Raw genomic sequence first — 13,079 nt, 5'->3', positions numbered from 1 at the left:
GCGCAACACGATGGTGGCGATGGCGCACCGGCTGAGCAGGCCCGGAGGCTGACTGGCGTCTGCTGGTCGAGCCCGCAGCACCTGATGGAAGCACAGGCTTTCATCCACAATGCAGATCAGATTTCAGGAAACCGTACCATGACACCCGAGCAATTCATTGAGCTCGCCGACGCCGGCTTTAACCGCATCCCTGTGTATCGTGAGGTACTGGCCGACCTCGACACGCCCCTGAGCACCTACCTCAAACTCGCCAGCGGACCCTATTCCTATCTGTTCGAATCCGTTCAGGGCGGAGAGAAATGGGGCCGGTATTCGATCATCGGCCTGCCCAGTCACGAAGTACTGAAGGTCTTCGACCACCGGGTGGAGATCAGCCGCGGCGGCGAGGTTGTTGAAACCGAGGAAGTGGACGATCCGCTCGCCTTTGTCGAAGCCTATCAGAAACGCTTCCATGCACCGGATCTGGATGAGCTGCCCCGCTTTAATGGCGGCCTGGTGGGCTACTTCGGCTACGACACCGTGCGCTACATCGAAAAACGGCTGCGCAAGAGCTGTCCGCCGGACAAAATCGGCACTCCGGACATCCTGTTGATGGTGTCCAACGAGATCGTGGTATTCGACAACCTGCGGGGCAAGCTGCATCTGATTGTCCATGCCGATCCGGCCATTGAGGGCGCCTTCGAAACGGCGCAGAGCCGCATTGATCAGCTGGAGAACCATCTGCACAGGCAGACCGCTGACGCGCCCCGCACCCCAGAACACCTGCGCGGAAAAGCCGTGGACGAGAGCGACTTTATTTCCGGCTTTACCCAGGACAAATTCGAAGCCGCGGTAGACAAGATCAAGGGCTACGTGCTCGACGGCGATGTCATGCAGACGGTGATATCACAGCGCATGTCGATTCCCTTCGAGGCGCCACCGCTGAACCTGTATCGCTCGCTCAGGGTACTGAATCCTTCCCCTTACATGTATTTCCTGGATTTGGGTGACTTCCACATCGTCGGCTCCTCCCCGGAAATCCTGGCCCGGGTGGAAGACGAGGAAGTGACGGTTCGGCCGATCGCCGGCACCCGCAAGCGCGGCGCCACCGATGCCGAGGACAAGGCGCTGGAAACAGAGCTGCTGGCTGATCCGAAAGAAATTGCCGAGCATCTGATGCTGATCGACCTGGGCCGTAACGATGCCGGCCGGGTGTCGGAAACCGGCACGGTCCGGCTGACCGACAAGATGATCGTGGAGCGCTACTCCCACGTGATGCATATCGTCTCCAACGTCACCGGCCGGCTGAAAGACAACACCAGCTGCCTGGACGTGCTGCGCGCCACCCTGCCCGCCGGCACCCTTAGCGGTGCGCCCAAGATCCGGGCCATGGAGATTATCGACGAACTGGAGCCGGTCAAGCGTGGGGTCTACGGCGGCGCCGTGGGCTATCTGTCGTTCAACGGCAACATGGACACCGCCATTGCCATCCGCACAGCGGTGATCAAGGACAACACCCTGCACATCCAGGCCGGCGCCGGCGTGGTGGCCGATTCGGTGCCCCGCCTCGAGTGGAAGGAAACCATGAACAAGGGCCGCGCCATTTTCCGCGCGGTGGCCATGACCTACAACGATTTCGACCACTGAGGCGGAGGAACAGATTATGTTGCTGATGATCGATAACTACGATTCCTTCACCTACAACGTGGTGCAGTATCTGGCCGAACTGGGTGCCGACGTGCAGGTGCACCGCAACGATGAAATTACCATCGAACAGATTGAAGCCCTGAACCCGGAACGTCTGGTGATTTCCCCCGGGCCCTGCACCCCGAACGAGGCTGGCATCTCCATGGCGGCCATCCGGCATTTCGCCGGCAAGGTTCCGATCCTGGGCATCTGCCTCGGCCATCAGGCCATTGGCCAGGTCTACGGCGGTGACGTTATCCGCGCCGGCCGGGTCATGCACGGCAAGGTGTCCCCGGTATTCCACAAGGACACCGGCGTATTCCGTGGCCTGAGCAACCCGCTGCAGGCGACCCGCTACCACAGCCTGGTGATCGACAAGACCACCCTGCCCGACTGCCTGGAAGTGACTGCCTGGACCCGCAACGACGACGGTTCCATCGAGGAAATCATGGGGGTTCGCCACAAGACGCTGCCCATTGAGGGTGTGCAGTTCCATCCGGAGTCTATTATGACGGAACAGGGTCACGAGCTGCTGCGCAACTTTCTGAGAACACAATAAGAGGCCGACACATGGACATGAAAGAAGCTCTCAACCGCATTGCCTCCAACCTGGATTTGTCCCGGGAGGAAATGAAGGACGTGATGCGCATCGTCATGAACGGCGAGGCCACGGACGCCCAGATCGGCGCGTTTCTGATGGGGTTGCGTCTGAAAAGCGAAACCATTGATGAAATCACCGGCGCCACCGAGGTAATGCGCGAGCTGGCCACCAAGGTAACGGTCAAGGCCGAGCCTCTGGTGGACATCGTTGGTACCGGCGGCGATGGCGCCAACCTGTTCAACGTGTCTTCCGCCGCCTCATTCGTGGTGGCCGCGGCCGGCGGCTTCGTGGCCAAGCACGGCAACCGGGCCGTCTCGTCCAAGAGCGGCAGTGCCGACCTTCTGGAAAAGCTGGGTATCAACCTGAGCATGAAACCGGAGGAAGTGGCCCGCTGCGTCGAGGAAATCGGTGTCGGCTTCATGTTCGCCCCGGCCCATCATGGCGCCATGAAGCACGCCATTGGCCCCCGCAAGGAGCTGGGCTGCCGGACCATTTTCAACATCCTCGGCCCGATGACCAATCCGGCGGGTGTTAAACGCCAACTGGTGGGCGTGTTCAACCGGGAGCTGTGTCGCCCGATGGCGGAAGTGCTGCATCGACTGGGGGCGGAGCACATCATGGTGGTTTGCTCGAAGGATGGCCTGGACGAGATCAGTCTGGCCAGCGCGACCCATGTGGCGGAGCTGAAGAACGGCGAAGTCACCGAATACGACATCACCCCGGAGGACCTGGGCATCAAGAGCCAGGCGCTGGTGGGCCTGACCGTCGATACCGCCGAAGATTCCCTGAAGCTGATCCGCGCCGCGTTTGGTCGAGGCCACGACGAAATGTCCGAGAAAGCCCGGGATCTGATTGCCCTGAACGCCGGCGCAGCGATTTATGTAGCTGGGCTGGCAAGCAACGCCAAAGAAGGCGTCGATATGGCCCTGGACGCCATGGGCTCTGGCCTCGCCGCCGGCAAGATGTCGGAGCTGGCTGATTTTTCTCAGTGCTTTTGATCGGATAAGCCTGCCGGATTTCGGCAGGACGACCCGGTGGGGCAGGGCTTTCCAAAACACGCCCGTGAATACGTCCCTGTAGGGCTTGGCTGCAGCCATCCATGGCTGCAGACAGTTTTGGAAAGCCCTGCCCCACCGGCTCTCGCTAACTACTTGCAGGCCGCTAATGACTGAACGACATTTGGACAAGACTCCCACCATTCTTCGCAAGATCGTGGACCGCAAGTGGGAAGAAATTGACGAGCGGAAACCAAGGGTTTCGGTTGCCGACCTGAAAGCCATGGCTGGGGACCAACCAGCAGCCAGAGGCTTCGCCAACGCTCTGCGCAGCCGAATTGAAAAGCAGACTCCCGCTGTTATCGCCGAGATCAAAAAAGCCTCGCCGAGCAAGGGCATTCTGCGAGACCCCTTCGAGCCAGCGGTCATTGCCGAAAGCTACGAGAACGGAGGCGCCGCTTGTCTGTCGGTACTCACCGACCGCGACTTCTTCCAGGGCCACGAGGACTACCTTGTCGCCGCCCGCAATGCCTGCAGTCTGCCCGTGATCCGCAAGGACTTCATGGTCGCGCCCTATCAGGTCTACGAGAGCCGGGCCATTGGCGCCGACTGCATCCTTCTGATCGCCGCCTGCCTGACCAAAGACCAGATGCAAGAGCTGGAAGGTATTGCCCATGAGATCGGGCTGGATGTGTTGGTCGAAGTGCACGATGGCGAGGAACTGGATGATGCGTTGACGCTGACGACGCCTCTGGTCGGCATCAACAACCGCAATCTGCATACCTTCGATGTTTCGCTGGACACCACGTTTGACCTGCATGAGCGGATCTCCCAGGACCGGCTGACCATTACGGAAAGTGGCATCATGACCCGCAGCGACGTAGAAGCGATGACTGCTCGCGGGATTTACGGTTTCCTTGTGGGGGAATCGTTTATGCGGGCGGAAGAGCCTGGCCAGAAACTTCAAGAACTGTTCTTTCCAAAAGGCTAACTCACAAGTTTAAACAGTTCGGCGGGTACGACCTGCCAAAATCGTGCGGAGCCATGGATGGCGGAGCCGAGCGTACAGGGAGGTATTCACAGCGTATTTTGGCAGGTCGTACCCGCTGGACTGTGCACAAAAGTTCGCAACAGGCATTTGATGCTAGGCGTCGGCCAAAGCCTCCTGCAAAAGTTCCAGAAGGTGCGCCGGCATCCCCTCTGCCAGCTTGAGTGCCGCCTCGTGCCCACGGGGCGACATCTTGCCCCAGGTCCGGCGCACTATGCGTAGCCACTTCTCCCGATCGTAGTCCGCTTTTTCCTCATAGAAATCTGCGAAATATCGTTCCAGGAAGACCATGCAGGCCACGTCCTCCAGCAGTTGAGTGTCGGCATCCTGCCTCAGTTCGCGCTTGGTCAGGATGGTCTCCACCCGATCGCACTCCTCCTTCGGGTAGCCACAATCCGCCATGATTTCTGCAGCACGCCGGCCATGCATACGGCCACAGGCCTGACGCCACTGGTAATAGGCTTTACGACCTTCCGGATAGTCCTTCCGCGGCATCGTCCACCGCTCAATGTGCTGGGCGCGGCAGGCGATCTGCATGCGTTCGGAAGGGTCGGATTCAAGCTCGAACAGCCAGCGGGTCATGTGCAGGCTGTAGGCGTATTCCTTCGGGAGGCGTTCGTTGTCGAAAGACTCCTGATTGGGGTCGGCCTTATTGGCTGCGTCAATAGACGCCAGCGCGCACTGGAGTCTTGAATCCGTTGTGGTCATTAAGATCTCTCTTCTGGTTTCTGACTGGCCTGTGGCTCAAACCTGGGCAGAGGGGCGTTCCTTGATGCGGTCGTACCAGGCCTGCAGATTGGCCTGCTCAGGTTTGATCCGGATGCCCACCACCCGGGCGAATGCCACTGTTGTGAAGGCGTTGATATCGGCGGCCGTAAAGCGGTCGCAGCAGATGTATTCCTTGCCTTCGAGCTGCTTGTCGAGGAAGTGCATGAACTTCTCAACGCTCTTGCCGCACTCCTCGCCCCACTCCTTGATCGGGTTCATCCGGTCCTTGAAGTAGCCGGTGGTGTGTTGGAAACACATGCCAGTAGGCATGAAGAAGAACAACTCTATCCACCGGAGCCACTGCTCAAGCTGGGCTTTTTCAAGCGGGGTGTCGCCCATCAGGGTCGGCGTGTCCGGGTAGCTCTCTTCGAAATAGCGGCAGATTGCCATGGTCTCGGCAATACAGGTGCCGTCATCCAGTTCCATCACAGGCACTTTCTTCATCGGATTTCGGGCGACAAATTCAGGTGTCAGGTTTTCACCCTTCTGCAGGTCAATCTCGATGAATTCAGCCTTGTCCAACAGGCCTTTCTCGGCCATGAACATGCGCACGCGGCGGGGGTTAGGGGCGGTTTTGGTTTCGAAGATTTTCATTATTATCGGCTCCGTTCCTGATCAATGGCGGCTTTGACGGTTCAAAACGAGAAGACTGACCGGAAAGAAGAGTTGCGTCAAGCAACCGGCGTTACCGGGGCAGCCAGTTGCGGATCTGCTGGATAATCCACTCCGGGTCGTCCAGTGGAAGGTCATGGCCAGCATCCGGGTGCAGTTTCATGGTCCATTGCCAGCGTTCCTCCAGCGTAGAACTGCAGCGCCAGTGAACGATGCGATCGCCGCGGCTGGCGAGAATCAGGGCATCTGGCACAGGACGCTTTTCACCGGGTTTGTAGCGGGCGGCAGCCGCCAACTGGTTGATCGCATTGCGGGTACTGACGGGGCGTTGTCGTTGTATGCTGTACCACTGTTTTGCCAGTGACAGAGGCACCTCACGGTTAGACGTGAGCCGGAGAATATCCCGCTCACGGTCAAACAACTCCTGACGGGCCAGCAGCCGCAGAATTCGCGGCCAGACCCCAGGCCGCATGCGTTTCCAGGGCGGGCTGAAGCCGGAACTGGTATTGATCAGGACCAGGTTCTGGATCTGACCATCCGCAGCCTGCTGGGCCCAGTCCAGGGCCACCATACCGCCCATGGAAAGTGCCAGGATGCTGAAAGGACCGGGGATATGGCTAACGTGCCTGGAGACAGCTTCCCGAATCGCCGCTACCGTTGCCGGACTGTCTTCTCGATATCGCACGCCCGTCCCGGGCAGGTCGACCAGATGGAACTGGTGCTCGGGAAATGCCTCCCCAAGGCGAGCCGGGAAGCTGCCCCAGTGGGCGTGTTCCCGAGTCAGACCCCGCAACAGAATCCAGTGCATACGATAGTTCCGATTGATGGATGCCAGGGCCGGCTGGATCGCTAGAGAGTATCGCGATACCAGTGCATGATCGCGGCTTCTTTCAGCATGGACTCCTCATCCCGAGCCGGCAACCAGTTTTCGTGGCTGGCGGCGGCGTTAATCAGGAAGTCCATCCAGGTCAGGTGACTGCGCAGGACCCGTTTGTGCCGGTGCGGAACCAGGGGATTGAAAAAGCCGTCGAGTCTCAGCAACTGACGGGGCCGCTTGCGAATCCAGCGCCAGGAGCCCATTTCCAGTGTCAGGGGCAGGAACACACCGGCATTTTCGCGATTGACCTGTTTGTAGAAGTAATCCCACAAGTCGCCATGGGTGAGATAGTGGCGGGACTGGGGCTCGAAACGGTAGTCGTGATTCGGGTATGACTGCTCCCAAATAAGCTTCAGCGCCATAACCGATGCGACTCGGCGCATGGGTCGACGCCGGTAGGCGTAGGGAAACCAGATCTGGTCCTGCATCCCGAATCCGGAATGGCAGTCCAGTGCCACACTGAACGGCCGCCCCGGCAGCAGCTGTTTTATGACCGCCTCAAGAGCCAGGTTTTCGAGCTCCATGCCCTGTTCTGGGTCACCGGTGTACCACGGCAATCGGGGTGAAATTCTCTGGCCGCCGAGCAGGAATGCGCTACGTTCCTGAGCCTGGATCGGCGCATTGCGCATCAGGTCCACGCCGTTGGGATTACTGCGCTGATTCAGGTACATACCGCCCGGGTTAAGGATCGGCAAAAGGGTAATTCGAACCTTCTGCAACAACCCCAGCAAATGTTCGTCCCAGGTCACTCTGGCGAGTAGCGACTTCAGCCAGGCCATCACTACCTGGCTTCCAATGCGTTCAAGCCCGTGCACGCCGCCAACAAGCAATACCGCTGGCACATCGGGCCGGGAAGAGCCGATATCGACACGGTAGATGGGCAAGGAGAGGTCCTTAAGGGCGACCCGCTCCACCACTTCGGTTGTGATGAAATCCGGCGCTTCCGCCAGGATGCGCTCCAGGCCAACGAGCTCCGGCAGGAAGGTTCTCAGCAACCTTCGCTGACGCCCATCCCGAGAGGCCTGCTCGTGGCTGATTGATGTGTGAGGTGTCAGGTCGCGCAGCTCTGTCATCGCTCGTTCCGGCTTGGAAAACCCGGATTCTAACCTGTCACTACTACATTTTTTTGACAGTCATAAGGTCAAACTTATGTGCTTTTTGATGACAGTTTTTGCTCACGCCCTTGTAACTTGCCCAAGGATGGTTATCCTATTAGCTACGTACTAACCGAGACGTCCCCGTTTTGCTGTATCACATTAGTGATCCAAATATCGCCTTCTATCCGATCTTTCCCGATCGCGATTCCGTAGTACCCGATAAATTCGCCAAGCAACACAAACCTTAGAAAGGAGACGCGACTATGCGAAAGCTTACGTCTGCAGCATTGCTTTGTGCACTTTCAGCACCCGGACTGGCCCAGGCTAACTGTGGAGAAGTTTCAATCACAGAAATGAACTGGGCGTCCAACACGGTCGTCACCAACGTGGCCACCTTCATCATGGAGCAGGGTTACGGCTGTGACGTCACCATCGTTCCTTCCGATACCGTTCCGGCGGTAACCTCCGTTGCCGAAAACGGTGAGCCTGACATCGTCACCGAGCTGTGGCTGAACTCCGCGGGCGAGGCCTACCTGCGCCTGGAAGAACAGGGCAAAGTGGAGCGCCTTGGCAAGGTTCTCGATCCGGGCGGTGTTGAAGGCTGGTGGATTCCCACCTACCTCGCGGAAGAGCATCCGGAGCTGAAGACCATCGAAGGCATCATGGCCAATCCTGAGCTCGTTGGCGGCACCTTCAACAACTGCCCGGACGGCTGGGGCTGCCGAGTTGTGAGTGACAACCTGGTTCGCGCCCTGGATCTGGAAGAGTCCGGCATTGACGTATTCAACCATGGTTCCGGTGAGACCCTTGCGTCCTCCATGGCGTCCGCTGTCCAGAACAAAGAGCCCTGGTTCGGCTACTACTGGGGCCCGACCGTTCCCCTCGGCAAGTACGACATGACCCGGGTAGATCTCGGCGACATCAAGCCGGACGTGCACCAGAAGAACCAGACACAGGATGTCGACAATCCGGGCGTATCCGACTTCCCGGCGGCAACGGTTCTGACGTCGATCACTACCAGCTTCAAAGAGCGCGAGCCGGAAGTGGCCGAGATGCTCAGCAAGCTGACGTTCAAGACCGAGACCATGAGCAGCATCCTGGCCTGGATGGACTCCAACAATGCCTCGGGCGAAGAAGCTGCGGTTTACTACCTCAGCAACAACAGCGACGAGTGGTCAACCTGGCTGAACGACTCCGCGCGTGAGCGTCTGGCCAACGTTCTTAACTGATTGACCTGCCCCTCCCGGGGCATCCTTCGCGATGCCCCGGGTCGTTTCCCGAAAACCGTTCTGATTCCAGACGTGCGCAGGAGAGACTGACCGCCCATGGCAACCTACGATTCCCTTTTTTCATCGCTCGGCCTTGAGCAATGGTGCTCGGAAGGCAAAAGCAGCGGCCCCATGTCGATGGCCGACCTGCTGAATAAAACCAAGGGAGAGAGCGCCGAACCGGCCTCTATATGGGAACTCCCGTTTCCGTCCATGGACGCCCTGAACGAATCCTGCTCCGCCTTCCCCCAGTCCCGGGAACTTACCAAGGGCCTGGAACAGGGATTTCTGGCAATAAAGGACAGCCTGAGCCTGGTTCTCGATCCATTGACCCAGCCTCTCAGCTGGTTCCTGGATGGGGCACTTTACGCCATGCTGAACACGCCCTGGTGGATCGTGATTCCACTGTTACTGGCGGTTGTTTACGTGGTCACCAAATCCTGGAAACTGATGCTCTTTGTAGGCGGCAGTATCGTGCTGCTGGCCTTCATCGACCATTATGATTACGCCATGCAAACACTGGCGATCATTTTTGTATGTGCCTTCCTCTGTGTCTTGCTGGGGGTACCCATAGGCATCGCCATGGCACGCAGCAATTCCCTGCAACGGATGATCATACCGGTGCTGGACATGCTGCAGACGCTGCCACCTTTTGTGTATCTGATTCCGCTTATCTTCCTGTTCAGTGTTACCGAATCAAAGCTGTACGGCATCGCCATCATCCTCTACGCGATTGTTCCTGTGATCCGGCTGACGAACCTGGGCATCCGGCTGGTAGACAAGGACGTGATTGAGGCCGCAGACGCCTTTGGCATGACGCCCCGACAGAAACTCTACAAGGTGCAGATCCCGTTGGCGCTACCCAACATCATGGCAGGGGTTAACCAGACCATCATGATGAGTCTTGCCATGGTTGTTATCGCATCCCTGGTTTCCGCGCCCGGGCTTGGCGTTCTGGTCCTGCGGGGCATCCGTAATCTGGAACTGGGTGTTGGCCTGGTATCCGGCCTTGGCATCGTGATCCTGGCGGTTATTCTCGACAGGGTAACCAAGGCGTCCCTGGCACGAATTAACGTCTCCCAGAAGCAGTGAGGAAAGCCCCCATGGCGAAAGACATCAAGATTTCGATCCGGAACCTTTACAAGATCTTCGGCCCGACCCCGGATGTTGCCCTGGAGTATGTTCGCAAGGGCATGGGCAAAGCCGATCTGCTGGAGCAGCAGCGACACGTACTCGGTCTGCGTGATATCAACGTGGACATCCACGATGGCGAGATCACGGTCATCATGGGCCTTTCCGGCTCCGGAAAGTCCACACTCATCCGGCACCTGAACCGACTGATCGACCCCACGGCCGGCGAAATCCGTGTCGATGGCGAAGACATCATGAGCTACAGCGAAGAGCAGCTGCGAAAGCTTCGCCGCGAGCGGATGTCGATGGTGTTCCAGAAGTTTGCCCTGCTGCCCCACAAAACCGTGCTCGAGAACGCCGGCATGGCCAAGGACATTCGCGGCTATACGACATCGGACTTTGAGGCCGACGCCCGAAAATGGCTCGCGCGGGTTGGTCTGGAGGGTAACGAATACCAGTATCCACACCAGCTGTCCGGTGGCATGCAACAGCGGGTGGGCATCGCCCGAGCCCTGGTGTCCGACGCCCCGATCATGTTGATGGACGAAGCTTTCTCGGCACTGGATCCGCTGATTCGGTCCGATATGCAGGACCTGTTGCTGGAGCTCCAGGAAGAACTGCAGAAAACCATCGTGTTCATCACCCATGATCTTGATGAGGCCCTGAAACTGGCCGACCACCTGGTCATCCTGAAAGATGGCGAAGTAGTGCAGCAGGGAGATCCCCAGGAAATCCTGCTCAATCCCGGCGATCCCTACATCGTCGACTTCATCAGCGATATCAATCGGGCACGGGTGCTGAGGGTACGATCGGTCATGAGCCCCCCGGATGACGGTGAGGCCACGTTCGCCGGTGACATCTCGGAAAAGGACAACCTTGAAACGGTACTGCTGAAATCCGACGGGGATATGTCTCTGAATTTCCGGGTAGTCCGGGACGATCAGCACGTGGGCACACTGCACATGAAAGACCTCGCCCGGGCGCTGGTGCCGACCGCCGCGTCGGCTGACAGGAACAAAACCGCCGCCTAGGGGCTTTTAGCCATTACAAAACCGCGACCAGGGTCTATGCTTCAGGGAGAGCCGACGTCATCGGCATCCCGGTTTTATCACCATGGCAAAAACCCTGGTTCTTTCCATCGCGCTCTTTCTTGCCGCCTGCTCGCAGCCAGAAGACCCGCCACCGCTGGTTCCTGAAACAGCGGCAAAGGCAACGAAGACCGCTCCCGCTGCGCCGGCTCCCACAGAGCCGCGCCATAGCGTCGTCATTGCCGCTGATCCCTGGTGTCCTCACAATTGTGAAGCCGGCTCCGAGCACGAAGGCTATATGATAGATATTGCCAGGGAGGCGTTCGGACTCGCCGGTATCGATGTCGAGTACGTGAACATGAGCTGGGCACGGGCCCTGCAACAGGCCCGGGACGGGTATATTGATGCGGTTGTAGGAGCCCTTCCGGGGGATGCGCCGGACTTCGTGTTTCCGGACGCCGCTACTGGTTACTCGACGATCGCGCTCTACACCCACCCTGACAACAACTGGCAGTACGCTGGCATCGACTCACTCAGCCAATCCAAGCTGCTGGCGATCAACGGCTACGCTTACTCACCGGAACTGGACAGCTATATCGAGAAGTACCAGGACGATCCGGAGCGGGTCTGGGTGCTGTCCGGGCCGGCACCACTGAGCCGGGCAATCGAACTCCTGCACCAGCAGCGCTCTGACGTATTCCCGGAAGACCGCTATGTGATGCAGTGGCAACTGGAGCAGGAGAACAACACGGAAAGCCTGCGAATGGCCGCGGTGATCCACGAGTCGCCGATCTACGTTGCATTTTCACCGGTCGGCCGTGATTCCGCCCAGCTCGCAGCGCTCCTGTCAGAGGGAGCGAGAGCCCTGCAAAGCAGTGGGCGGGTGGAAGAGATCCTGACGCGCTATGGACTGTCGTGGTCAGACTGAAACGCCCGGATCGACTCACCGCCCGGTGTCGACAACAGCAGTTGGCCCTGCTGCCCGATCCGCACTGAACTCACCTGGTCCAGCAGGTTCAGAAACCGCTCTTCCTGATTCATCAGCGCGGGCGCACAGGCCATCCGTGTTGATGCCAGTGGACCTATAGCCATGCCCTCACCCCTGAGTTCATAGGTGCCAGTGTATCGGTTGCAAGACGCCCTGCCCGCGATCCGATTGCCCTCAAGAAACTCGATCGTGATCCGGGACCGATCGATGATGCCTGCGCCCGCAAGATCCTCAACAACCCAGATTGCGCCCCGTAACAGACGCTGGCGATCACCACCACATCCCCTGAACTCATCATCACCGACCTGCAGGCGCACCTGCGCGGGATATTGAGCCCCGGACATGCTGTCGTCACAGAGCTGACGGGCGACTGTCAGGGTAATGGGGAGATCTGCCAGCGTCGCCACAAATGTCCGCCCATGCCGGTTGGCTGTTTTGACTTCAACCGGTACCCGACGGGTTCCCTGTTCCTCGAAAGGCCGTGTTATCAAGAGCTCACCGCCCTCAAGCGTCGCGTGCCAGAAAGGCTCATTCCCCCGCGCCTCAAACGGCATTTCCAGATCGCCAGGCTGCAAACACTCCGGATAGGTTTGCCCCTTCACTGTCAGGGTAGCTTTTTCACCCTTGCTCCAGAACCGCGTCTGGTCGTCGCCGGGGGCTACGTACAATGCGCCCGAGGCACTTATCTCCGGCTTGAGCAGAATACGTCGATCCAGATAGTCGATGCTGATCAAATCGCTGTCGTCCGTGCCGGAGACGGCAATATCGAGTTGCCCGCAAGCATAGCTCGCGGAAACCGGCTGACTGGTTTTGGATAGAGAGGAGCAGGCGGAGATGGCAAGGCTCGCCGCAGTGACGACGGACAACATCAAAACTCGTCGTGAGTGCATGGTCAGTTCCCTTGTTTGAGCGTCTTTTCGGCCTACAGTTTAGAACCCAACGACCGATGAGGCCACCATGGGCATCTGATGGGACTTCTTATACCGCCCCACCGGCAGTAT

13 protein-coding genes are annotated in these 13,079 nt (G+C 58.8%); 8 read left to right on the top strand and 5 right to left on the bottom strand.

Annotated elements, in window-relative coordinates; translation table 11 throughout:
• Nucleotides 1-138: 138 nt before the first annotated feature.
• From trpE to trpC, 4 genes are all read left to right on the top strand, one after another.
• Nucleotides 139-1,626, top strand: a complete 1,488-nt coding sequence (gene trpE / locus MDHKLMBL_RS11255; protein WP_104270890.1) for an anthranilate synthase component I — start codon at nt 139-141, stop codon at nt 1,624-1,626.
• 16 nt (nt 1,627-1,642) lie between these two features.
• Nucleotides 1,643-2,224 carry an aminodeoxychorismate/anthranilate synthase component II gene (locus MDHKLMBL_RS11250; RefSeq protein WP_104270815.1) on the top strand — a complete coding sequence of 194 codons (582 nt, stop codon included), beginning with the start codon at nt 1,643-1,645 and terminating at the stop codon, nt 2,222-2,224.
• A gap of 11 nt (nt 2,225-2,235) precedes the next feature.
• Complete coding sequence (gene trpD, locus MDHKLMBL_RS11245; RefSeq protein ID WP_104270814.1) at nt 2,236-3,264, top strand: anthranilate phosphoribosyltransferase; 1,029 nt, start codon at nt 2,236-2,238, stop codon at nt 3,262-3,264.
• 166 nt (nt 3,265-3,430) lie between these two features.
• Nucleotides 3,431-4,252 (top strand): indole-3-glycerol phosphate synthase TrpC, encoded by an 822-nt coding sequence (gene trpC, locus MDHKLMBL_RS11240; protein ID WP_104270813.1) that lies wholly within the window; start codon nt 3,431-3,433, stop codon nt 4,250-4,252.
• Between the two features lie 153 nt (nt 4,253-4,405).
• Here the strand turns inward: trpC and MDHKLMBL_RS11235 are convergent, their stop codons facing one another.
• The 4 genes from MDHKLMBL_RS11235 to MDHKLMBL_RS11220 all read right to left on the bottom strand — a co-directional run bounded on the left by MDHKLMBL_RS11235 (nt 4,406) and on the right by MDHKLMBL_RS11220 (nt 7,639).
• Complete coding sequence (locus tag MDHKLMBL_RS11235) at nt 4,406-5,017, bottom strand: DUF4202 domain-containing protein (RefSeq protein ID WP_104270812.1); 612 nt, start codon at nt 5,015-5,017, stop codon at nt 4,406-4,408.
• Between the two features lie 36 nt (nt 5,018-5,053).
• A complete protein-coding gene (locus MDHKLMBL_RS11230) occupies nt 5,054-5,671 on the bottom strand; it encodes a glutathione S-transferase family protein (protein ID WP_008173402.1) in 618 nt (205 codons plus the stop codon).
• A gap of 91 nt (nt 5,672-5,762) precedes the next feature.
• On the bottom strand, nt 5,763-6,497 hold the full coding sequence (locus MDHKLMBL_RS11225) for an alpha/beta fold hydrolase (RefSeq protein ID WP_104270811.1): 735 nt from the start codon (nt 6,495-6,497) through the stop codon (nt 5,763-5,765).
• A 41-nt stretch (nt 6,498-6,538) separates the two neighbouring features.
• Nucleotides 6,539-7,639, bottom strand: a complete 1,101-nt coding sequence (locus MDHKLMBL_RS11220; RefSeq protein ID WP_104270810.1) for a M14 family zinc carboxypeptidase — start codon at nt 7,637-7,639, stop codon at nt 6,539-6,541.
• Between the two features lie 287 nt (nt 7,640-7,926).
• On the opposite strand from MDHKLMBL_RS11220, the gene MDHKLMBL_RS11215 reads away from it, so the two are divergent.
• The 4 genes from MDHKLMBL_RS11215 to MDHKLMBL_RS11200 all read left to right on the top strand — a co-directional run bounded on the left by MDHKLMBL_RS11215 (nt 7,927) and on the right by MDHKLMBL_RS11200 (nt 12,018).
• Nucleotides 7,927-8,892 carry an ABC transporter substrate-binding protein gene (locus MDHKLMBL_RS11215; protein WP_104270809.1) on the top strand — a complete coding sequence of 322 codons (966 nt, stop codon included), beginning with the start codon at nt 7,927-7,929 and terminating at the stop codon, nt 8,890-8,892.
• Between the two features lie 96 nt (nt 8,893-8,988).
• Nucleotides 8,989-10,023: an ABC transporter permease gene (locus MDHKLMBL_RS11210; RefSeq protein WP_008173411.1), complete on the top strand. Its 1,035-nt coding sequence runs from the start codon at nt 8,989-8,991 to the stop codon at nt 10,021-10,023.
• Nucleotides 10,024-10,034: 11 nt separating this feature from the next.
• Complete coding sequence (locus MDHKLMBL_RS11205) at nt 10,035-11,093, top strand: quaternary amine ABC transporter ATP-binding protein (RefSeq protein ID WP_014578493.1); 1,059 nt, start codon at nt 10,035-10,037, stop codon at nt 11,091-11,093.
• A gap of 82 nt (nt 11,094-11,175) precedes the next feature.
• Complete coding sequence (locus MDHKLMBL_RS11200) at nt 11,176-12,018, top strand: substrate-binding periplasmic protein (RefSeq protein ID WP_053113159.1); 843 nt, start codon at nt 11,176-11,178, stop codon at nt 12,016-12,018.
• On the opposite strand, the gene MDHKLMBL_RS11195 is transcribed toward MDHKLMBL_RS11200, so the two are convergent.
• Nucleotides 11,994-12,968 carry an META domain-containing protein gene (locus tag MDHKLMBL_RS11195; protein WP_227507832.1) on the bottom strand — a complete coding sequence of 325 codons (975 nt, stop codon included), beginning with the start codon at nt 12,966-12,968 and terminating at the stop codon, nt 11,994-11,996. The two genes, MDHKLMBL_RS11200 and MDHKLMBL_RS11195, sit on opposite strands and share 25 nt — an antisense overlap.
• Between the last annotated feature and the right edge of the window lie 111 nt (nt 12,969-13,079).

Origin of the sequence: Marinobacter flavimaris (genome assembly GCF_002933295.1) — a bacterium.
Classification (GTDB): Bacteria; Pseudomonadota; Gammaproteobacteria; order Pseudomonadales; family Oleiphilaceae; genus Marinobacter; species Marinobacter flavimaris.
Note: the sequence above shows the minus strand (reverse complement) of the source record. Positions and strands in the feature narration are given on the sequence as shown.